This window comes from Streptomyces sp. NPDC001828 (assembly GCF_042892175.1).
Classification (GTDB): Bacteria; Actinomycetota; Actinomycetes; order Streptomycetales; family Streptomycetaceae; genus Streptomyces.
Window position 1 is genome coordinate 100,723 of the sequence record NZ_JBIATV010000015.1, and the last position, 20,937, is coordinate 121,659.

The following is a 20,937-nucleotide window of genomic DNA, read 5'->3' on the forward strand; positions in this document are numbered from 1 at the left end:
CCCGGAGCGCGCGCGGCTACGCGTCCAGAACCAGGTCGGACGTCGGCACCGACTGGCAGGTCAGCACCGATGTGTCGGGCAGGGCGTCATCGGGGGTCACCAGGTGTGCGGCACTCCCTGACAGCACCGGGCACGCGCAGCTCTCGCACTGGCCGACGCGGCAGCCGCTCGGCAGCGTGAGGCCCGCGGACTCGGCCGCCGTCAGGAGCGTGCCGGACGCCTTGGTCCAGCGGACCGCGCGGTCGGAGCGGGCGAAGGTGACGGTGAAGGCCGCGTCGTCGGGCAGGTCGACCTCGTGCGCCGCCGCCCGGAAGCGTTCGCTGAAGATCTCGAAGGCGGGCACGCCTCGTGCGCGCAGGCCCGCCGTCAGGGAGTCGAGCATGGGGGCGGGGCCGCACAGGTAGAAGCGGGCCCGCCGGGCCGGCAGGTCGTCCGCGAGCGACCGGGCGGTGATGAGGCCCTCGCGGTCGTGGTCGCGGCCCAGCAGGTCGTCGGGGCCGGGGGCCGCGTAGTGGTCGTACACCGTCAACTGCGGTATCAGGTCGGCCAGTTGGCGGATGCGCTCGCGGAACGGGTGGTCCGCCGAGTTCGCGTTGCCGTAGTGCAGGACCACCTCCGGTACCGTGCCGCCCCGCGCCGCGAGGGTCTCCAGGTAGCTGAGGAAGGGGGTGATCCCGATGCCTCCCGCGATCAGGACGACGGGCGCGTCCGTGTGGGTGGGGATCACGAACGTGCCGCCGGGATGGGCGAGATGGAGTCGGTCGCCGGCCTTCAGGTCCTCGTGGACGTAGCCGGAGAAGACACCCTCCGGGATGCGGCGCACCGCGAGGTCGTAGGCGCGGCGCTCGGGGTCGAGGGCCGTGCCGGTGAGCGAGTAGCTGCGGCCGCGTGCGGGAGGCTGGAGGGTGCCGTCCTCGTTCTCGGCGCGTACGGTCAGGTGCTGGCCCGGGCGGAAGTCGGGCAGCGGGCCGCCGTCCGCCGCCTCCAGGCGTACGGTCCGCACGCCGGGCCCCGCCGAGCCGAGCGCGGTGACCACGAAGGGCCGGGTGCCGCTCCAGTAGCCGTCGGCCGGTGCCGGGGTGATGCGGCAGGCCGCGGAGCGCAGCGGAACGGAACCGCTCAGCGGGTCGGCGTCGGCGTGGTCGATCAGGCGGTTGAAGTTGTGGCCGACCGCGTGCAGCGGATCGGCGCCGGGCAGGCCCAGATCGGGTGCGTCCTGCCACCAGCCGTACTCGCCGACCACCACCGACGGGTGCAGCGAGTCGTCGAAGCGGGCGCGCAGCCGCACCGAGCCGCGCCGGGTCGCCAGGTCCACCCACTGACCCTCGGCGATGCCGTGCGCGGCGGCCGTCCGGGGATGCAGGTCCACCGAGGGGTCGGTGGCGCGGCGGCGCAGGGAAGTGAGCGAGCGGTGCTGGCTGTGCACGAAGTAGCCGTGTTTGGCGCAGGTCAGGACGAGGGGAAAGGCCGCGTCGGTGGGCGCGGGCTCGCGGTGTTCGGGCACGGGCGGATAGCCGTGGTCGCGCAGGCGCTGGGAGTACAGCTCGACGCGTCGGGTGGGGGTGTTGAAGCCCGCCACCCGGTCGCCGTCGCCGGCCGCGTACTTGCGGTGGGTGACCGGACGCGGGATCCGCACGCCACCGGGGCTCTCGCGCAGCTCCGCCACGGTCAGGCCGAGCGGCTCCAGCTGCCAGTTCCAGGCCGCCTCGATGTCCCCGTCGAAGAACAGCTCGCCCATGCCGAGCCGGCACGCCAGGTCGAAGACGACCTCGGTGTCCGAGCGGGACGCGCCCTGCGGCTCGACCAGCTTCGGCCGCAGCTGCACCTGCTCCTGCGCGCGGTGGCCGATCTCGAAGCCGAAGCGCGGCGCCTCGCGCTCATAGGCGCTGTTGACGGGCAGGACGATGTCGGCGGTGGTGCTGGTCGGGTTGGCGAACAGGTCGAGGTGGACCTGGAATTCGAGCTGTCGCAGGGCGCGGGCCACTCGGCCGGAGTCCGGCTGGGCGACGACGAGGTTGGAGCCGAAGGCCACCAACGCACGTACGGCATAGGGCTGTTGATCCTCGATGGCACGGCACAGGTCGCCCGCGTTGATGTAGCCGGAGGCGGGCGGCCCCAGCGGATGGCGGTCGAGCCCGAGCGCCTTGGCCCGCTGCCCGGGGGCGAACTGACCGAGATTGGTGGCGGAGTTGTACGGAGGCGGCGGCACGACGTGGTTGCCGCCCGGCGCGTCGAATGAGCCGGTCAGGGCGTACAGGGTGGCTAGGGCGCGCTCGGTCTGCGATGCGTTGGAACTCTGGCCGACGCCGGTCCAGCCGTAGTACGTCACCGAGCGCGCGGCGGCGATCTCGGCGGCGAGGGCGCGGATCTCTTCCTCCGGGATCCAGGTGGTCCGCGCCACCCTTTCGACGGGCCAGCGCGCACAGGCGTCCGCGTACTCCTGGAACGCCGGGACGCACTCCACCAGGGACCCGTGCGCGGTGCGCACCTCGACGGTGCCGGACAGCGCGAACCGCTCCGGCCGGACGGCCGCCGCACGGGTGTCGTACGCCTCGACGCGGCCGGTGTCGCGGTCGAGCACGGCGAAGCCCTCGGCGTCGGCGGCCCCGGACAGCTCTCCCGCGCGCAGGAAGCGGCCCGTGTCGCGGCGCACGAGGAGGGGGCCGTTGGTCCAGGAGCGTACGAACTCCTCGTCATACGTGCCCTGTTGGATGAGGAGGTGGGCCAGGCCGAGGGCGAGGGCAGCGTCGGTGCCGGGGCGTACCCGCAGCCAGTGGTCGGCGCGCAGCGCGCTGGTGGAGCGGCGCGGGTCGACGACGGCCAGCTTCATGCCCCGGGCCTGCGCGGCCGAGACGGCGGCGGACTGGGCGAGCCAGGTCTTGGCCGGGTTGAAGCCCCACAGGAGCGCGAGGTCGGCGTGGGCGTAGTCCGGCGGCGGGATCGGAGCGCCGAAGGTGAAGGCGTGCGCGAAGTCCTTGTGCCAGTTGCAGATCTCGGCGCTGTACACGGTGTTGGGGCTGCCGAAGTGGCGCACGAAGCGCTCGATCCACTCGGTCGCGTCGGAGACGGCGGTGCCGCTCGGGGTGGCGACCGCGAAGGCGACCGCTTCCGGCCCGCTCTCGGCCGCGATGGCGGCGAGCTTGGCGGCGATCTCGGTCATCGCCTCGTCCCAGGAGATCTGCACCCAGCCGGGGTCCGGATCGGTCTTGGGGTTGGTGCGGCGCAGGGGTGTGGTCAGGCGGCGGGTGCTGTGGGCGATCTCCGGTGCGGCCCGGCCCTTGGGGCACATCGCGGCGCCCGTGGGGTGGTCCGGGTCCGGGCGGACGCCGGTGAGCCGGCCGTCCTCCACGGTGAAGACCGCGCCGCAGCGGGACTTGCAGAGCGTGCAGAACCCGCGCTTCTCCTCGACCGCCATGACAGGGCCTCCGTCCGCCGGCGTCGTTGCCTCCCCCCATTCAAGCCCCGTTTGATCGATCATTTCGGCGGTCCTAAGCCCCTTGTACCGGGGCCCAAGGGCCCGCCGGAGCGGGCGACCCCTGACCCCGCCCCGCCGACGGGCGGGGCGTACTCATCGGGGCCCGGGCCGACTCCTCGGGCCCGGGGCCTACTCCTCGGGGCGCATCCGGTACTGGTAGCGGTCCGGGAGCGGGTCGTCGGTGAGGCGGGCCCAGACCTCGTTCAGTATTTCCGCGCCCTCGCGCAGGTCGGCGACCTCGAAACCCGCGTCGAAGAGGGCCCGCGCCGCCTCCGGCTCGCCCTCCGCGAGGAGGAGCTGGGCCTCGACGAGGCGGAAGCGGCCCCGCTCGCGCACGGCGGGGCGCAGGCGGTCCCATATCGCGCGGGCGTCCGCCGGGCGGCCCGCGGCGAGCAGGGCCTCCATCGCCTCGCGGCCGAGCGCGGCGTCGGCCGCCGTCCACGGCTCGCCCTCCCTGCGCTCCTGGCAGAAGTCGTCGTACGCCTCGGCATAGCGGTCGGCGGCGCGGCTGGCGTGTCCGGACAGCTGGTCGGCCACCGCGAGGCAGCGCAGCAGTGGCCAGCGGGACGGGGCCAGCGGCAGTCCGCGCTCCCAGCTGCGGACGGCCTGGGCGTGGTCGCCCGCGTGCCACTGGGCGACGCCGAGGTGGTACTCCGTGAGCGGGTCGGCGGGCGCCGTCTCCAGCATGTCCCGCCAGTGCGCGGCGACCAGGGTGGGTCCTGGCGGGGTCACCTTGCGCGGCTCGGGCAGCACCCCGTTGTGCAGCAACTCAAGCCAGGGCCGCTGCTCCTGAGTGAGCGTCAGGTCGGGGAAGGGGGTGCCGGGCAGTTTCGCTCCGGTGCGCAGCACTTCGAGGGCGCCCCAGCCGGACCCGGTGGCCAGGCGCTCGCCGGGCTCGGTGTCGGCGAAGGGGCGCCAGGCGGCGTACGCCTCCTCCACCGTGGCGCGCGGCAGGGCCCGCTCCAGTCTGCCCTCGGCCTCGGCGCGGGCGGCCGCCCAGTCGTCGCCGTGCACGACGGCCCCGTCCGCGCTCAGCGGGCCGTACGCCTCCAGCCAGGCGAACTCGGCGCCCGGGTCGAGCGGGACGTGCTCCAGCTGGGTCCGGGCGAGGCCCGCCTGGATCTCGGCGTATCCGACGGTGCCGGGCTCGGTCAGCCACTCCTGCCAGCGGCGGCCGCCGCGCCCCGAGCCCCACAGGAACAGCTTGCGGCCGCGCAGGGTGTCCGTGGAGGTCTGGACGAGGCCCTGGCCGCTCTCGTCGAGCGAGGCGATCCAGCGGCGGGCGCCGTCGGGGACCTCGTAGAAGTAGTCGGCGGGGTGCTCGCTGCGCAGGGGGTAGGTGCGGTCGGTGCCGTCCCAGGCGGGCACGGGCACCCGGCGCAGGGTGCGCTCGTACCCGAAGTGCCAGGCCTCTTCGGCGGGGGCCAGCACCCGGGTGCGCTCGCCCTCCTCGACCGCGATGTTGGACCACCAGTAGACGGGCGCGGTCCGCTCGTGCGGGTTGCGGACGCGGACGCCCACGTACAGGAAGTCGGAGTCGTCGGGCAGCCAGAGGTCGACCTGGTAGGGGAGGTCGCGCAGCCGCTCCCACTCCCACAGGCGGACCATCTGGCCGCCGTCCGGCGCCGGCACGAGGGCGGCGTGGAGCGGGGCGCAGGACAGGGTGGTGTGGCCGGTGGCGCCGATGTTCCACTCGATGCCGCCGGAGAACCAGGCGCCGTTGAGCGCGAAGTCGGCGGGCTGGAACACCGGGTTGGTGTAGAGGAGTTCACGCCCGGTGGGCTTGTGGAACAGGGAGTGGACGCGGCCGCCGAGGCCCGGCAGGACGGTGGCGCGGAGCCGGTCGTTCTCGATCACGATCGTGTCGAGCTCGACGGTGTCGCGCTCGCGCCCGTAGCCGTCGAGGACCCGCACCGGAAGGAGCGTCTCCAGCGGGGCGTACCCGATCTGGCGGGCCATGTCCCGGGGCAGCCCCTCGCGTGCGCGCTCGTCGAGTTGGTGCAGTTCGTCGCGCGGGCGCAACGCGGGCAGCGGGTTCGCCTCGCCCAACGGGGCGCCGGGCAGGGTCAGTACGGCACGTCGCACGGTCGTGGCCAAGGCAACCTCACTCCCTCGTACGGGGCTTCGGCAGCTCTTTCGGCCGACCCCCCGATGACCATGGAACACCGCGCCACTGACAACGGCCAGGGGCTACCCCGGTCACGGTTGCGCAAAAGCCGCCCCGGCGGGGCCGGTGGCAGGCGCGGACGCCTGCCACCGGTCCCGGGTCCGGGCGCGGCGGGCGCCGCCGGTGCCCGTATATCGATCGACACGTTCCGTCCGATGAGGGACGATCGCCCCGCAACGGACGTGCGGTACGGAAGGACAGCGGGACATGAGCGAGCGGCACACCTACCGGGTCATCGTGCGCGGCGTGTGGGACGGGCTGAGCGAGGACTCGCGCGCGCGGCTGCTCGCCGAGGCCGACGGCCACGGCCTGACCGCGATGGCCTTCACCGAGGAGGGCTCGCTCGCCTACGACCGCGCTCTCAAGCACTTCTCGTGGCGCTTCACGGTCGTCTCGGACGCCGCCGACGGCGAGGAGATGGCCGCCGCGATCGCCGAGGACAGGGCGGAGTCCGCGCTGAGCGCACAGGGCCACGGCTTCCGCGATCTGCGTTCGACGGTGACGGACCTCGACACGATGAAGATCAACTACAAGAGCGGACGCCGCTAGCCGGCCGCTTCCCCGGCCCGCCCGGCAGCACCGGCGTCGTTCGTCCCGGACGCCCCGCCCGTCTCGCGCATCTCCTGGGTGATCGCCCACCGCTCGTGGTCGCGCCAGGCGCCGTCGATGAAGAGGAAGTCCGGGGAGTACCCCTCCAGGCGGAAGCCCGCGCGGCGGACCAGGGCGACCGAGCCCACGTTGGCGGGCTGGACGTTCGCCTCCAGGCGGTGCAGGCCGAGCGTGGTGAAGGCGTACCGCAGGACGAGGTCGAGGCCCTCGCTCATCAGGCCGCGCCCGGCCGAGGGGGCGAAGGCCCCGTAGCCGAGGGCGCCGGACAGGAAGGCGCCCTCCACCACGTTGTTGATGTTGATGAACCCGGCGATGCGGCCGCCGTCCCGCTCGCACACCAGGAAGCCGTGCCGGGCCGGGTCGGTGATGAGCCGCCGCGCGTACGTCGTGTACGCCTCGAAGTCGGCGGGCGGGGCGAGCCAGGGGCCGTGCAGAGCGCGGCTCGACGCGGCGAGGGCGGTGAATTCCGCCGCGTCCTCCAGGGTGAAGTGCCGTATGCCCACGCGTGGGCCCACGGCGAGGAAATCGGCTTCAGTGCGCATCGCCTCAGGTTACTGATCCACCGCGCACGCGCTATCTGTTGCGCCTCTTCAGGAAGTAGCCGCAGCACAGCCCCACCACGAACACCGCGAGCAGCGCGAGGTACAGCGGCATGGTGACTTCGGGGATCAACAGGCGGATCTTGACGTGCCGGGTGTTCTCGAAGATGAAGACGAGCGCCAGGATCGCGAGGATCAGGACCGCGATCCGGCCCGGGGTGATGACACCGCCCGCCGCGCGTTGCGTACCGCTCGTCTCGCCCTTGGGGCTCATGGTCCGGTCCTTCCGCTCGTGCTGCCGGCGCTCCCTTCGTTCCAGGGTGTGGGACGCGGCGCCCCGGGGTGCGCCCGGGCGGGCCGTCCGGGTGAGGGGGCGGAGTGGGTGGGGACAGCAGGTGACACCGGCCCACCCCTGCTTGTCAGACAAGTGAGGGCGGGGCATGCTGGCCCTCCGGTACGTCGAGGGGCGGATTCATGGCAGTGGGCGGGCAGCAGCGCAGGCCGGTCGTGGCGCTGTACGAGCGGATCGCGGACGCGATCCACGACGGCACCTATCCCCCGGGCTCCACCCTGCCGTCGGAGCCGAAGCTCGCGGGCGAGCTGGGGGTGGGCCGCCCCGCCCTGCGCGAGGCGCTGCTCCTGCTCCAGGAGGACGGGCTGCTCTCGGTGCGGCGCGGGGTGGGCCGCACCGTGAACGACCGCCCGCCCCGGCGCGGCTTCGAACAGCTCCAGCCGCTCGACGAGCTGCTCGGCCCGGTCCGCGTACGGGCCCTGCTGCGCAGCCGGGAGGAGCCCACCGACTTCACCGCCCAGCATCTGCTCGCACCCGCCGGCTCCGAGCTGCGGTTCTGGGAGTCCGTCCTGGTCGGGGAGTCGCTCGCGGTCGCGCTCAGCCATGAGTGGGCGGCCCCCGAGGACGTCGTGGCGCGCCTGCACCCCGCGTTCGCCGAGGCGCTGCGCGCCGAGCCCGCCGCCTCCATGCTCACCGTCCTCGCCGAGGCCTCACGGGGCGTCCCGCTCACCGCGCACAGCGGAATCAGCGCGACGCTGCTCGGCCGGCGCAGGGGCGAGCAGCTGGACCGCCCGGCGGACACCCCGGCCGTGCTGATCACCCAGGTCGTACGGGTCGAGGGCGCCCCGGTCATGGCCGCCAAGCACATGCTGCCGACGGGAGCCCCGGGGCTGCCCGTACTCCAGTCCTGCTAGCACCCCACGAGGCCGGGGCACCGCACGCTGTACACTCCCGCCTCATGCACTTGTCAGACAACCCTGCCGCCACCCTTTCGGTCACCCCCGCCGAGTGGATCCGCCGCGCCCCGAAGGCCGTCCTGCACGACCACCTCGACGGCGGCCTTCGCCCCGCCACCATCGTCGAGCTGGCCCGCGCCTGCGGGTACACCGCGCTGCCGACCGAGGACCCGGCCGAGCTCGCGCTCTGGTTCCGCGACGCCGCCGACTCCGGCTCGCTGGAGCGTTACCTGGAGACCTTCGCCCACACCTGCGCGGTGATGCAGACCCGTGCGGCGCTGCACCGCATCGCGGCCGAGTGCGCCGAGGACCTGGCGGCCGACGGCGTCGTCTACGCGGAGGTGCGCTACGCGCCCGAGCAGCACCTGGAGGGCGGCCTGACCCTCGACGAGGTCGTGGACGCCGTCAACGAGGGCCTGCGCGAGGGCGAGCGCCGCACCGGCGGGCGGATCACCGTCCGCGCGCTGCTCACCGGCATGCGGCACACCCGGCGCTCCCTGGAGATAGCCGAGCTCACCGTCGCCCACCGCGACCGGGGCGTCGCGGGCTTCGACATCGCGGGCGGCGAGATCGGCAACCCGCCGGCCGAGCACCTGCCCGCCTTCCAGCACCTCAAGCGGGCCAACTGCCACATCACCATCCACGCCGGCGAGGCCGTGGGCGCGGAGTCGGTGCACGAGGCGGTCCAGGTGTGCGGCGCCGAGCGCATCGGCCACGGCGTGCGCATCACGGACGACATCGCCGCCGACGGCACGCTCGGCCACCTCGCGGCCTACGTCCGCGACAACCGGATCGCCCTGGAGGTCTGCCCGACCTCCAACCTCCAGACCGGCGCGGCCCTTTCGTACGAGAAGCACCCGGTCGACGAGCTGCGCCGGCTCGGCTTCACGGTGACCCTCAACACCGACAACCGCCTGGTGTCCGGCACCACCATGAGCGAGGAGTTCCAGCACATGGCGGACGCCTTCGGCTACGGCCCGGAGGTCTTCGAGGAGTTCACCGTCGCCGCGGTCGAGGCGGCGTTCCTGCCGCTGCCGGAACGCCGTCGCATCATCGACGAGCTGGTGCGCCCGGGTTACGCGGCGCTCAGTTCAACCTCCCGCTGACGACGGGCAGTTGGAGCGTCCCCGGGTCGCCGGGGGCGCTCACGACCGTCACCGGCTTGACGCCCTTGTTGCCGAGGTAGGCGTCGTCGCTCGCGGCGATCGCGAACTCGATGCGGTGCCCGGCCGCGTAGCGGTGCGCGATGCCGGGCAACGCGACGGTGAACGGCTTGGTGACGTCCGGCACCCGCACCGGCGCGACCAGGCGGCGCACCAGGGTCTTGGTGCCGTCGGGCGCCACGTCGTACAGCTTGGCGAAGAGCACCAGCTTGTCGGCGGCGTCGCCGGAGTTCTGAACGGCGCGGGCGGCGGGCGAGGAGACCTTGAGGGTGGCCTTCGCCGAGCCGACGACGTCGACGGGCGCCTTCAGCGGGTCGGTGTCCCAGCCGAGGTAGGTGCCCGGGGTGTCGTACGGCGCCGGGTCGGGCAGGCCGATCATGCCGGCCAGAGAACTCTCCGAATGGCTCGTCGGCACCGGCCAGTTGGTGTACGTACGGCTGCCGCTCGCCACCTTCGCCCGGTTGTCGACGAGCTTGCCGTCGCCGGAGAGGTACACCTTCTGCGAGAGCGGCGGAACCCTGGACGCCTCGCCGTAACCGCTCTGCCAGTCGCGGTAGTAGGCGAACGCGGGCCCGGTGTCCGTGTGCTTCTGCTTGCGCAGATAGCGGTCGAACCAGGCCAGGATGCGCCGGCCGGTGTAGCTGGTCTCCAAGTTGCCCTGGGCCAGGTTCAGTTCACCCGGCGCCTGGCCGCCGCTGTGGCCCCAGGACTGCCAGATCATCTTGGTCGTGGTGCCGTTGTCCTTGAGCGCGTCGTACGTCGCCGTCGCCTCGTTGAGGTTGAACAGGCTGTCCGTCTGGCCCTGGATGAGCAGGGTGGGCGCCTGGACCCGGTCGAGGTAGCTGACCGGCGAGACGCTCCGGGCGTAGCGCAGCATCGCGGCGGTGCGGGCGGCCGGGTAGCTACCGGAGTTGAGCAGGCCGATGGTCTCGCAGGCGTCGGACACGAAGTGCACACAGCCGAGCGTGCCCCAGCGGGAGGGGTCGAGGTTCGGCAGGGTGATGGGCTGGCTCTCGCCGATGAGGTAGAACCCGTTGGTCCACTGCCACTTGAAGGCGCCGGGCACCTTGCGGTCGGCCGCGTTGTTGGGGTCGAGCGCGTACGACAGGTCGTTCCAGGTGATCATCGGGACGAGGGCGTCGACGCGGTGGTCCACGGCGGCCGTGGCCATCTGGATGGCGCCGCCGTAGGAGCCGCCGATCATGCCGACGCGGGGGTCGCCCGGGCGGTCCTTGGTGACGAAGTCGACGCGGGTGCCGTCGTCGGCGGCCCGGGTCCCGGCGAGGAAGTCGACGAGGCGGGAGGCCGCGCGGCCGTCGATGCCCGGGTCGTCGAGAGATATGAGGCAGCCCGACTTGCCGAAGCCGAGCCCCGAGTAGGCGAGCGCCACATAGCCACGGGCGGCGAACGCCTTGGCGGTGCCGTCGGTGGAGCCGTCCGCCTTGCTGCCGCCGAAGCCGTTGGTGGTGAGCACGGCGGGTGCGGGATGCGCCTTGTCGACCCCGGCGGGGCGGTAGAGGTCGGCGTCGATCGCGCAGGTCCGGCCCCCGGCCCGTACGGTGAACTTTAGTGCGGTGACCGTGACTTGGCCGGTCGCGGCGCCCTGTGAGGCGACGGCGGGCGCGGCCGCGAGCAGCGGTACGGCGAGCGCCGCGCCGAGGGCTGCCGCCAGCGGCTTGCGGGTTCTGGGCACGGTACGGCGACGGGTCACGGCGTCCTCCACAGCGAGGCGGGCCTACCGACCGGTAGGCCCGCCTCATGCTGTGACACGTGAAACTTCCGCGTCAACGGCTGGGACGCAACCTTCTTGTCAGGTAAGGGAGTTCACGCGAGTGCCGGCATCTCCAGCGTCAGCGCGCCCCGGTCCGCGTCCAGGACGGCGGGCACCCCGAGCGGCATCGTCAGGGATGTGTCGCAGTGGCCGAAGCCCAGGTCCTCCACGACGGGCACGCCGAGCAGGCCCAGGCGTTCGCGCAGCACCGGACGCACCCGCTCCTCGTACGGTCCGCAGTCCTTCCAGGAGCCGAGCGCGACGCCGGTGACGCCCTCCAGCCAGCCCGCGCGCAGGAGTTGGGTCAGGGTGCGGTCGAGCCGGTAGTCCTCCTCGCCGACGTCTTCGAGCAGCAGCAGCCCGCCCCCGGCGGACCGCCGGCCGTACGGGGTGGCGAGGTCGGCGGCGAGCAGGGAGAGACAGCCGCCGACGGTGACGCCACGGGCGCGGCCCGGCACCAGGGGGCGGGCGCCGGGCAGGCCGAGGGTCAGGGCGGACTCGGGCTCGAACAGGGTGGTGCGCAGGGATTCCCGGGTGGTGGCGTTGTTGATGAAGGCGACCGTGGAGGCCATCGGTCCGTACAGGGTGGAAAGGCCGAGGCGGACGGCGAACGCCTCGTGCAGGGCGGTCACGTCGCTGTAGCCGATGAGCACCTTGGGCCCGGCCGCCCGCAGCGCCTCCCAGTCGAGCAGGTCGACCATGCGCTGGGCTCCGTAGCCGCCGCGTCCGCACATCACGGCGTCGACGGCGGGGTCGCACCAGGCGTCCTGGAAGTCGCGGGCCCGCTTCTCGTCCTCGCCCGCCAGATATCTGAACTGCGGGTGCCGGTCGGTGACTTGGGCGGTGGCGACGGGGTCGAGGCCCCAGCCGCGCAGGACGTCGAGCCCCTCCCTCAGGCGTTCCTCGACGACGGGCCCGCTGGGGGCGACCACGGCGATCCTGGCTCCGGGGGCGAGCCGGGTGGGGCGGGTGAGTCCGGCGGCGGTCACTTGGTGAGCTCCAGAAGCGGGATGTCGTTGCGGTCGATCGCGAACACCTGGGCGTACAGGGAGAGTTCGGCCTCCAGGGCGCGGACCATGGTGTCCGCGCGGCGGAAGCCGTGGCCCTCGCCCTCGAAGGTGAGGTAGGCGTGCGGGATGCCGCGCCCGGTCAGCTTCTCCAGGAACCGCTCGCACTGCACGGGCGGGCAGATCGCGTCGTCCAGGCCCTGGAGCAGCAGGAAGGGCGCGGTGATGCGGTCGGTGTGGTGGGCGGGCGAGCGGTCGCGGTAGAGGTCGGGCACCTCGGCGTGCGGGCCGATGAGGCTGTCCAGGTAGCGGGATTCGAAGTCGTGCGTGACGTCGAGCCAGCTGGTGAGGTCGAGTACGGGATAGATGACCGTGCCGCAGGCGTAGACGTCGGTGCCGGCCAGCGAGGCGGTCGTGGTCCAGCCGCCCGCGCTGCCGCCGCGGATCGCCAGGCGGCGGGGGTCGGCGCTGCCCTCGTCGGCCAGGGCGCGGGCGACGGCGGCGCAGTCCTCGACGTCGACGACGCCCCACTGTCCGCGCAGCCGGTCGCGGTAGGCGCGGCCGTAGCCCGTGGAGCCGCCGTAGTCGACCTTGACGACGCCGATGCCGCGCGAGGTGAAGTAGGCGGTCTCCAGATCGAGCACGAGGGAGACACTGCCGGTGGGCCCGCCGTGCGCCCAGACCACGTAGGGCGGCAGCTCGCCGTCGGGGGCGGACCGGTCGGGGCTGTGCGGCGGGTAGACGTGGGCGTGGATCTCGCGGCCGCCGGGCCCGGGGAAGGTGCGGATCAGCGGTTCGGGGTAGTAGGCCGGGTCCACCGCGTCGGTGTGCTCGCCGCCGATGACGCGGGCGCGGCCGGTGGCGGTGTCGAGTTCGACGAGTTCGTAGGCGGTGCGCGGGCTCGCGGCGACGCCCACGACACGGCTGCCGTGCGCGGTGAGCGTCGACGTCCACTGCGTCCAGGGTCCGGCCGCGTCGACGACTTCGCCGCTCTCGGGGTCGAGTATGCCGAGCGTGGTGGTGCCGGCGCCGTGCACGACGGCGATCAGGCCGCTGTCCAGCGGCTGGAACCAGCGCCGCCCGACCTGCCAGAGCGGCCCGGCGAACTCCTCCTCGCGGGGGCACAGGGCGACGGCGGTGTCTTCGGCGGGGCCGGCGCGGTACAGGTTCCACCAGCCGCTGCGGTCGGAGGCGAACAGGAGCCGGCCGTCGGCGGCCCAGTCGGCCTGCGCGATGGATTCCTCCGGGCCACCGGCCACGGTGCGGGTGCGGCGCAGGTCGCCGCCCTCGCCGACCTCCGCGACGATCAACTCCGTGCCGTCCCAGGGCATGTGGGGGTGGTCCCAGCCGATCCAGGCGGCCTTGCGGCCGTCCGGTGAGAGGCGGGGTCCGGTGACGAAGTGGTGCCGGCCGTCGCTCAACTCCCGCACCCGGCCCCGGTCTTCGGCGGCCGTGCCGTCCAGGGGCACCGCCGCGACGACCCGGCGTACGTCGGTGGGCGCCTCGCCGGTGAACTCCTCCAGCACGCACCACACCTCGCCCCGGTCGAGGTCGATGCGGGGGTCGACCCAGCGCAGGCCGCCGCCGACCGCGGAGAGCGGGGTGAGCGGGCGCGGCGCGGCCCTGGTGTCCGGCTCGTACGCGTAGAGCCGCTGGTCGGCGAAGTGCGCGAAGACGACGAGCGGGCCCCCGGCGCCTGGGTCCGCACCGTCCCAGGGCCGGCCGCCGTACTCCATGACCCGGCTGCGCACGTTCCACGGTTCGGGCAGGACCTGCTGGACCCGGCCGTCGGGGCCTCGGCGCACCAGGGTCTGCCGGCCGCCCTCGGCGGGGCGGGGCTCCGTCCACCACAGGTCGTCGCCGACGACGGCGACGTGGTCGGCGCGGCCGTCGTGAGCGGCGGCGAGTGCCGCGTCGATCGGTGACGGCCAGCTTCCGTAGGGCGCTGTGGGCACCATCGTGGGAACTCTCCTCGGGGCTATGCGGAGCGCAGGTAGTGGTCGAGGACCCGGACGCCGAAGTGCAGGGCGTCCACGGGGACCCGTTCGTCGACGCCGTGGAACAGCGCCTGGTAGTCGAGGCCGGGCGGCATGCGCAGCGGCGCGAAGCCGTATCCGGTGATGCCGAGCCGGGAGAACTGCTTGGCGTCGGTGCCGCCCGACATGCAGTACGGCACCACGTGCCCCTCCGGCGCGAACCGCTCGATGGCGGCCCTCAGCTTGAGGTACGTCGGCGAGTCGACGGGCGCCTGGAGGGCGACCTCGCCGTGGTGGAAGTCCCAGTCGACGTCCGGTCCGGTCAACTCGTCCATGGTGGTACGGAATTCGGCCTCGCCGCCGGGGACGGTCCGCCCGTCGACGTGTGCCGTGGCGTGCCCGGGGATGACGTTGACCTTGTAACCGGCGTCCAGCATCGTCGGGTTGGCGCTGTTGCGGATCACCGGCTCGACCAGGGCGGCGGCCGGCCCGAGCTTGCCGAGCAGTTCGTCGGCGTCGAAGTCCGCCGCGTCCGGGTCCGCCTCGATGCCGTGCAGGGCGGCGAGTTCGACGAGGCTCGCGCGGACCGTCGGGGTGAGCCTGACCGGCCACTCGTGCTCGCCGATGCGGGCGATGGCGGCGGCGAGCCGGCTGACCGCGTTGGCCCGGTTCACCTTGGAGCCGTGGCCCGCCCGGCCGTGCGCGGTCAGGCGCAGCCAGGCGGTGCCGCGCTCCCCCGCCCCGACCGGGTAGATCTCCATGCCGTGACCCGCGTGAAAGGTGACCCCGCCCGACTCGCTGATGCCTTCGGTGCAGCCCTCGAACAGCTCGGGATGATGGTCGGCGAGGAAGCCCGATCCGTCGACGGCGCTCGCCTCCTCGTCGGCGGTGTACGCGAGGACGATGTCCCGCCGGGGCCGCACCCCGTGCCGGGCCCAGGCGCGTACGACCGCGAGGACCATCGCGTCCATGTTCTTCATGTCGACCGCGCCCCGGCCCCAGACCACGCCGTCGGCGACCTCCCCGGAGAAGGGGTGCACGCTCCAGTCGGCGGCCTCGGCGGGCACCACGTCGAGGTGGCCGTGCACGAGCAGGGCGTCCGCCGACGGGTCGGTGCCCTCGATCCGGGCGACCACGTTGGTGCGCCCCTGGGTGCGCTCCAGCATGCGGGGTTCGAGGCCGGCCGCGGCGAGGCGTTCGGCGACGTACTCGGCGGCGGGGCGCTCGCGGCAGTCGCCGCCGCCCCGGTTGCTGGTGTCGATCCGGATCAGCTCGGAGGTGAAGGCCACCGCCTCGTCGAGCGCCACCTGATCGGCCGTCTCCGCCTCAGCCATACTGTTCCTCCACCGCGGACGAGGCGATCGTGGTGACCGCCTTGAAAGTGCGGATTCCCTGATACATCGTCAGACTCGTGTAGGAGACGCGCCGTTCACCCGTACGCTCCACGCCGGGCACCACGGTGGCCGCGTCGGCCAGGTGCTCGGCGTCGAACTCGACCTCCACGGTGAACGGCCCGCCGTCCACGGGCGCGGCCCGGCCGGCGAGGGCGCAGGCCTCCTTCGCCGCGGCCCTGATGTCACCGGCGGTCCGTGCGGGGGTGCGGCACACGGCCGCGTACCGCGAGACGTGATCCTTGACCGCGACCTTGCGGGCGCCGGGCGCGTAGCCCTCGGCGTCGGCGCAGGTGAGGTCGTCGCCGGTGACCAGGACGACCGGCACCCCGTACTCGGCGACGACGTGGGCGTTGAGCAGGCCCTCGCTGGCGCGGACGCCGTTGAGCCAGACCCCGGTGATCGAGTTGGCGAGGTAGGTGTGGGCGAGCACCCCGGCCGTGCCGGCGCCCGTGTGGTAGCCGACGAAGGCGATGCCGTCGACGTCGCCGTGCTGGACGCCCTCCACCATGGACAGCGACTTGTGCTTGCCGGTGAGCATCTGGGCCCGCTCGTCGAGCCGTTCGAGCAGCAGATTGCGCATGGTCCAGTGCGCCTCGTTGATGAGCACCTCGTCGGCGCCCCCGTCGAAGAACCCGAGCACCGCGGCGTTCACGTCGGACGTGAACATGCCCCGGCAGCGCTCCCACTGCGGCGTACCGGGCAGCACGTCGGCGGGCCAGGTGACTCCGGTGGCGCCTTCCATGTCCGCACTGATGAGGATCTTCATGGCGCCCCACCGTACCCGCCGGGGAATACCCGGGCCAGGGACCGCACGGACACCACAGGTCCATACCTGTGGCACGTCCGGGGGCCGGGCGGAAAGGGCATGTCGGGCCGGGCGTGGCCGGCCGCGCGAAAGGGCGGCGTTGGATACTGGGCGGCATGCGTATCGACTTCGATCCCGCCGCCGTCGCCCCCCACGAGTTCTACCGGCTGCTCACCGCGACCGTGGTGCCACGGCCCATCGCCTGGGTGTCGACGGTGACCCCGGACGGGACCCCCAATCTGGCGCCGCACTCCTTCTTCACCATCTCCTCCGTCGCGCCGCCCGTCGTCCAGTTCACCTCGGTGGGTCGCAAGGACTCGCTGCGCAACGTCGAGGCGACCGGGCAGTTCGTGGTCAACTTCGCCCCCGAGCCGCTCTTCGACGAGATCAACGGCACGGCGACCGATTTCCCGCACGGGGTGAGCGAGTTCGAGCAGGCGGGCCTGGCCGCCGAGCCGAGCCTGCGGGTGAAGCCGCCACGGGTCGCCCAGTCGCCGGTGGCCCTCGAATGCGAGCTGCACAGCACGCTCGGGATCGGGAACTCGACGGTCGTGTTCGGACGGGTGGTGCACGCGGTGGTCGCGGAGGAGGTCATGGTCGACGGCCACCCCGAGATCACCCGGCTGCTCCCGCTGTCCCGGCTCGGCAAGGACGAGTGGGGCACCCTGGGCCAGGTGCGCGAGCTGGCCAGGGTTCCGTACACGGAGCACGGGCGGGGCTGAGCGGCCCGGCGTGCGGGGGCCGCGCGGGCGGCCCACTCTGGAGGCATGGTCGGTACGAGGACACGGGGCCCGCACCCCTCCGTACGGGGCGGCCCGCTGCGGGCCCGGGCCCGCAGGGCGGGGTGGGCGGCCCGCTGTGTCCGCCGCGTCTATGCGGCCGGGCGCCTCACGGGCCGCTGGCAGGAGCGCCTGCGCCGCTCGCGGCGCTAGCGCCCGGGTACGCCGGCCGGAGTCTGTCGCCCTTCGCGCCGCCCCCGCAAGGACGCGTCGGCGATGTCGGGGCAGGGCCTAGCGGCCCGCGGCCGGTACCGCCTGGAGCTGCTCGATCCGCCGCTGTACGGCTTCCAGGGCGCCGCGCTGGCGGCCCGCGACCTGGCGGCGCAGGGTGACGAGGGCCGGGCCGAGGGAGCGGGCGCGGTCCGCGTCGCGGAGCTGTTCCCACTGGTGGTGCGCCCGGTCGACGGCCGCCTGGACGTCGGTGTTGTCGGTGCTCTGGTGGCGGGCGAGCCGGGCCTGGGCAGCGGCCATCCACAGCTCGCAGGAGCGGGCAGGTTCGGCGGCCAGGCGGGCGAGGTCGGCGCGGACCTCCAGCCAGTGCACGGCCTCCAGGGATCCGGGCCCGTACAACCGCATCGCCTCGCTCTCCCACACCGCCGCCATCGACGCCGCCTCGCCGTGCCGCCCGGCGTGGGCGGCGGCCAGGATCGCCGGGTGGGGGTCGGCCTGCGCGGGCGGGCCGCTCGGCGCCCGGTCCTGGGCGGGCCCGGCGCCGGCGGGCGTGCCGTCGTACGCCAGGTAGCGGGCGTTCTCATGGCCCGCCCGGTCCGCGGCGTACGCGTGGAGTTCCGCGAGCGAGGGCCGGGCGCCGCCGCGCCACACCTCGGCGTACGTCTTCAGGTAGTCGGGGACGGCGACCTTGCGGCGGGGCGCGGGCGGGGTGACCCTGCCGTACAGACGGATCCCGGGTCCGAGCCCGAGGCCTTCCTGTGCCACCCGTTCCCAGGCCGTCGGGTCGGCGACCAGATCGACGAGCACGGTGGTCGTGCCGGGTCCCCGCACCTGGAGCTCATGGGCCAGCCAGGCCCACGGCAGTGCGGTGTAGCGCAGGCTCGCCGGTGTGGTGCGGGCGAGCGCGAGATGGATCCGCCGCTGTTTGGCGTCCACGTGCATCTGGCCCGCCAGACACAGGAACAGAGGCCCGGGAGCGGCCGCCACGGCACGGATCCGGGTCAGCACGGTCTGCGGGTCCACCGGGTCGGCGAGCTCCACGACGGTGGTCGCGGCAGTACCGGTGAGCACGGCCGGGTCGACCGCCGCCAGGCCCGGCAGGGCCGAGGCCGCGTCGACGAGACGGCTCTTGTTCGCCGGGGCGGCCGCCAGCAGCAACGCCGTCCCCGGGTCCTCCCCCTTGATCAGCACAGCAGCACCGTATCGGGTCGACGCCCCACCCGGTCCCATGCGTACCCCAACTCCCGGATGAAAAACGGCATTTGCGGGAAAGCGCGGCAATTGAGCGCAGTCTTGGGCAATTCCGGGCGCGGGCGCCTGTCGGCCGGGGCCCGTGGCCGCCCCCGGCCGCTTCCCCACCCCGGCGGCGCCCCTCTCCCGCGGACACCCTTACGGTGAAGGTCACTTCAGCGGTGCCGAGCCGCGCGACCCGAGGACCCTCATGCCGATCAGCTCAGTCCGGACCGTCACCTACTGGACGGACGGGGAAGCCTCCCAACTCCTCGACGTCCACCGCCCGGAGGGAGCCCCCGCGGCCACCCCGGCGGTGCTCCTGTGGCACGGCATGGGTCCCGACTCGCGTTTCGAGGTGGCCGCGCTCGCCGCGGAGACCGCCTCGCACGGGCTGACCGTGTTCGTGCCCGACTGGCGTTCGGACGCGCCCGACGGCGGCCGCGCGCACCTCACCGCCTCCCTGCGGTACGTACGGGAGCACGCGGGCGGCTTCGGCGCCGACGCGGGGCGGCTCGTGGTGGCGGGCTGGTCGGCGGGTGCGGGCTCCGCGATCGGCACGGCGCTGCGGCCCGACCTGACGGACGGCCAGGCGCCGGGGGCGGTCGTGGGCATCGCCGGCCTCTACGGGCGGCCCGCGCGCAGCACGGGCTCCGTCCCGCTGGAGGATCTGGCCGGGGCCGCCGGGCCGCGGGTGCCCGTCGTCCTGATCCACGGCACGGCGGACACGGTGATCGAGAGCCACCACTCCCGCGACTTCCACGGCGAGCTGGAGGAGCGGGGGTGGCCCGTGCGCCTGCACGAGGCGGACACCGATCACGCGGGCATCATCATGACCGCCTACGATCCGGCCCTCGGCCACTGTGTGCCCACGACCGGCGCCGACGCCCTGCGGGCCGGCCGCGAGACGGCCCGGCTCATCGCGGCGGCGGCCCTCGCCTGAGCGGACCAACGCCCTCCGCGACCGGCCCGGCGCCCCTCGCGTGACCGGCCCGACCCACCCCGCGTGACCGGCCCGAGCCACCCCGCGTAACCGGCCCGCCCCACCCCGCGTGACCGGCCCGAGCCACCCCGCGTAACCGGCCCGCCCCCCGCTCGCGTGACGGGCCCGACGCCACCCCGGGTGAGCGAGCGCCCGCTCCGGCCGGCCGGAGCGGGCGCTCGCGTGGCTGGTGGCGGCCGGGTCGCCCATGCTGGAAGCGTGATGACCGTCCTGCTCGTAGCCACCGACGAGGAAGCCGCGCTGTTGCGTGACCGCATTCACCGCAACCGCCACTTCCGCGTCATCTCGCACACCCCGAGCCCCCGGCTCGCCCTGGCCCAGGCCCATGTCCTGCTGCCCGATGTCACCGTCCTGGACCCGAGCATGCACGGCGACAGCGATCCGGCCGCCCTGTTCACGGGGCTGCGCGCGCTGACCCCGCCCAGCGGAGTCATCCTGCGGACGACCCCCGCCACGGCCGTGCTGCCCGAGCTGCACGCGGTCCTGGAGGAGGGCGCCGTGCATCTGGCGGCCCGGGACGACCAGGACGCGCTCATGGATGCCCTGATCACGATCGGCCGGCGCCGGGAGAGCTGCGATCCCGACCAGTGACCCGCCCGGCCGCCAAGGCCGACCGCCCGCCCGCTCCTTGCCTCGCTGTTCCCTGCCCTCGCCCCTCGCCGGGGCTCCTTCGGCATGCGGGCGGCGGTGGGGGACGGGATACTGAAGGGGTCTATGTGCCGGTATGCCGAAATTCCTGAGAGCGAGGGTTTTCGTGACGCCGTCACCGAGCGACGCGGACATCGACGCCACGGCCGGCCCCGGCCCCGTGGCCGACTCCAGCGCTGCCGTGTGCGGGGCGCCGTGCTGGGTGAGCCTCATGGCACGTGACCTGAGCGCGGCCCTCGACTTCTACGGGACCGTGATGGGCTGGACGTTCCGGGCCGGGTCCCTGGGCGAGGAGTTCCGGGTCGCCCTCGCGGACGGCGTGCCGGTCGCCGGGATCGGCGCCCTGGCCCCCGCCCTCCAGGTCGCCGTCGCCTGGACCCCGTACTTCGCGGTCGAGGACGCCGATCTCACCGCGTCCCGCATCCGTGAGCGCGGGGCCACCGTGGCGGTCGGCCCGGTCGCGCTGCACACCGGGCGCGGTGCGCTGGCCGCCGACCGGGACGGGGCGGTGTTCGGCATCTGGCAGGGCCCGCTCGTCTCGAACTGGGAGGCCTGGCGCGACGGCGCGCCGGCCTGGACCCGGCTGCGCACGCGTGACGCCTTCGACGCGGCGATCTTCTACGGCGAGGTCCTCGAATGGGCCGGTGAGCGCCCCGGCTGCTGCGAGGTCCGCTACGAGCACGACGAGGTGCTCCTGAGCCACTGCGGACACACCGTCGCGCGGCTCACCTCCGGCGCCGTCGAGGCGGCCCCCGACCCGAGTCTGCGCCCGCACTGGCACACCCACTTCGCCGTCGAGGACCCGCACCACCACGCCAAGAGGGCCGCCGACCTCGGCGCCACCGTCCTCGCCGACGGGTCCTCGTCCACCGGCAGCTGGGTCCGGCTCAGCGACCCCGACGGCGCCACCTTCACCCTCAGCGCCGGAAGTTGAGCCACCAGACCCCTCAAG

The 20,937-nt window shown here is 73.8% G+C and carries 18 protein-coding genes; 8 read left to right on the forward strand and 10 right to left on the reverse strand.

Translation table 11 applies throughout. From position 1 onward, the window contains the following. Nucleotides 1-16: 16 nt before the first annotated feature. The gene (locus ACFYZA_RS33295; RefSeq protein WP_388494380.1) at nt 17-3,415 is read right to left on the reverse strand and encodes a molybdopterin-dependent oxidoreductase; all 3,399 of its coding nucleotides are present in this window, start codon (nt 3,413-3,415) and stop codon (nt 17-19) included. A gap of 189 nt (nt 3,416-3,604) precedes the next feature. Beyond that, nucleotides 3,605-5,572, reverse strand: coding sequence for a DUF5107 domain-containing protein (locus ACFYZA_RS33300; RefSeq protein ID WP_382589695.1), 1,968 nt, complete (start codon nt 5,570-5,572; stop codon nt 3,605-3,607). A 277-nt stretch (nt 5,573-5,849) separates the two neighbouring features. On the opposite strand from ACFYZA_RS33300, the gene ACFYZA_RS33305 reads away from it, so the two are divergent. Continuing rightward, nucleotides 5,850-6,191 (forward strand): DUF6204 family protein, encoded by a 342-nt coding sequence (locus ACFYZA_RS33305; protein WP_382589698.1) that lies wholly within the window; start codon nt 5,850-5,852, stop codon nt 6,189-6,191. Here ACFYZA_RS33305 and ACFYZA_RS33310 read toward each other — a convergent pair. After that, complete coding sequence (locus ACFYZA_RS33310; protein ID WP_388494381.1) at nt 6,188-6,793, reverse strand: GNAT family N-acetyltransferase; 606 nt, start codon at nt 6,791-6,793, stop codon at nt 6,188-6,190. The genes ACFYZA_RS33305 and ACFYZA_RS33310 overlap by 4 nt on opposite strands. Nucleotides 6,794-6,824: 31 nt before the next feature. Then, nucleotides 6,825-7,064: a DUF1049 domain-containing protein gene (locus ACFYZA_RS33315; RefSeq protein ID WP_382589704.1), complete on the reverse strand. Its 240-nt coding sequence runs from the start codon at nt 7,062-7,064 to the stop codon at nt 6,825-6,827. Nucleotides 7,065-7,264: 200 nt separating this feature from the next. Between ACFYZA_RS33315 and ACFYZA_RS33320 the strand changes: the two genes are divergently transcribed. Next, on the forward strand, nt 7,265-7,996 hold the full coding sequence (locus tag ACFYZA_RS33320) for a GntR family transcriptional regulator (protein WP_382589707.1): 732 nt from the start codon (nt 7,265-7,267) through the stop codon (nt 7,994-7,996). A 44-nt stretch (nt 7,997-8,040) separates the two neighbouring features. Then, nucleotides 8,041-9,144, forward strand: a complete 1,104-nt coding sequence (locus ACFYZA_RS33325; RefSeq protein WP_388494382.1) for an adenosine deaminase — start codon at nt 8,041-8,043, stop codon at nt 9,142-9,144. Here ACFYZA_RS33325 and ACFYZA_RS33330 read toward each other — a convergent pair. From ACFYZA_RS33330 to ACFYZA_RS33350, 5 genes are all read right to left on the reverse strand, one after another. Continuing rightward, on the reverse strand, nt 9,125-10,912 hold the full coding sequence (locus tag ACFYZA_RS33330) for a CocE/NonD family hydrolase (protein ID WP_388494383.1): 1,788 nt from the start codon (nt 10,910-10,912) through the stop codon (nt 9,125-9,127). The genes ACFYZA_RS33325 and ACFYZA_RS33330 overlap by 20 nt on opposite strands. A 113-nt stretch (nt 10,913-11,025) precedes the next feature. Continuing rightward, entirely contained in the window at nt 11,026-11,961 is a 936-nt protein-coding gene (locus tag ACFYZA_RS33335; protein WP_382589716.1) for an LD-carboxypeptidase, read from the reverse strand. Beyond that, on the reverse strand, nt 11,958-13,937 hold the full coding sequence (locus tag ACFYZA_RS33340) for a prolyl oligopeptidase family serine peptidase (RefSeq protein WP_388494384.1): 1,980 nt from the start codon (nt 13,935-13,937) through the stop codon (nt 11,958-11,960). Before ACFYZA_RS33340 ends, ACFYZA_RS33335 begins: the two co-directional genes overlap by 4 nt. A gap of 20 nt (nt 13,938-13,957) precedes the next feature. After that, complete coding sequence (locus tag ACFYZA_RS33345; RefSeq protein ID WP_382589722.1) at nt 13,958-15,289, reverse strand: M20/M25/M40 family metallo-hydrolase; 1,332 nt, start codon at nt 15,287-15,289, stop codon at nt 13,958-13,960. Then, entirely contained in the window at nt 15,282-16,115 is an 834-nt protein-coding gene (locus tag ACFYZA_RS33350; protein ID WP_382589725.1) for a M55 family metallopeptidase, read from the reverse strand. The genes ACFYZA_RS33345 and ACFYZA_RS33350 overlap by 8 nt, the downstream gene beginning before the upstream one ends. Before the next feature lie 155 nt (nt 16,116-16,270). Here ACFYZA_RS33350 and ACFYZA_RS33355 point away from each other — a divergent pair, with 155 nt between their 5' ends. Together ACFYZA_RS33355 and ACFYZA_RS33360 are read left to right on the forward strand one after the other, a co-directional pair. Continuing rightward, nucleotides 16,271-16,876: a flavin reductase family protein gene (locus tag ACFYZA_RS33355; RefSeq protein ID WP_388494385.1), complete on the forward strand. Its 606-nt coding sequence runs from the start codon at nt 16,271-16,273 to the stop codon at nt 16,874-16,876. Between the two features lie 45 nt (nt 16,877-16,921). Beyond that, on the forward strand, nt 16,922-17,086 hold the full coding sequence (locus ACFYZA_RS33360; protein ID WP_382589731.1) for a hypothetical protein: 165 nt from the start codon (nt 16,922-16,924) through the stop codon (nt 17,084-17,086). A gap of 78 nt (nt 17,087-17,164) precedes the next feature. Here ACFYZA_RS33360 and ACFYZA_RS33365 read toward each other — a convergent pair whose 3' ends face one another. After that, nucleotides 17,165-18,295 carry a hypothetical protein gene (locus ACFYZA_RS33365; protein ID WP_382589734.1) on the reverse strand — a complete coding sequence of 377 codons (1,131 nt, stop codon included), beginning with the start codon at nt 18,293-18,295 and terminating at the stop codon, nt 17,165-17,167. Nucleotides 18,296-18,545: 250 nt separating this feature from the next. Here ACFYZA_RS33365 and ACFYZA_RS33370 point away from each other — a divergent pair, with 250 nt between their 5' ends. From ACFYZA_RS33370 to ACFYZA_RS33380, 3 genes are all read left to right on the forward strand, one after another. Next, the gene (locus ACFYZA_RS33370) at nt 18,546-19,277 is read left to right on the forward strand and encodes an alpha/beta hydrolase (RefSeq protein ID WP_388494386.1); all 732 of its coding nucleotides are present in this window, start codon (nt 18,546-18,548) and stop codon (nt 19,275-19,277) included. A gap of 258 nt (nt 19,278-19,535) precedes the next feature. Further along, nucleotides 19,536-19,928 carry a hypothetical protein gene (locus ACFYZA_RS33375; protein ID WP_382589740.1) on the forward strand — a complete coding sequence of 131 codons (393 nt, stop codon included), beginning with the start codon at nt 19,536-19,538 and terminating at the stop codon, nt 19,926-19,928. A gap of 268 nt (nt 19,929-20,196) precedes the next feature. Next, a complete protein-coding gene (locus ACFYZA_RS33380) occupies nt 20,197-20,919 on the forward strand; it encodes a VOC family protein (RefSeq protein ID WP_388494387.1) in 723 nt (240 codons plus the stop codon). Nucleotides 20,920-20,937 lie beyond the last annotated feature (18 nt).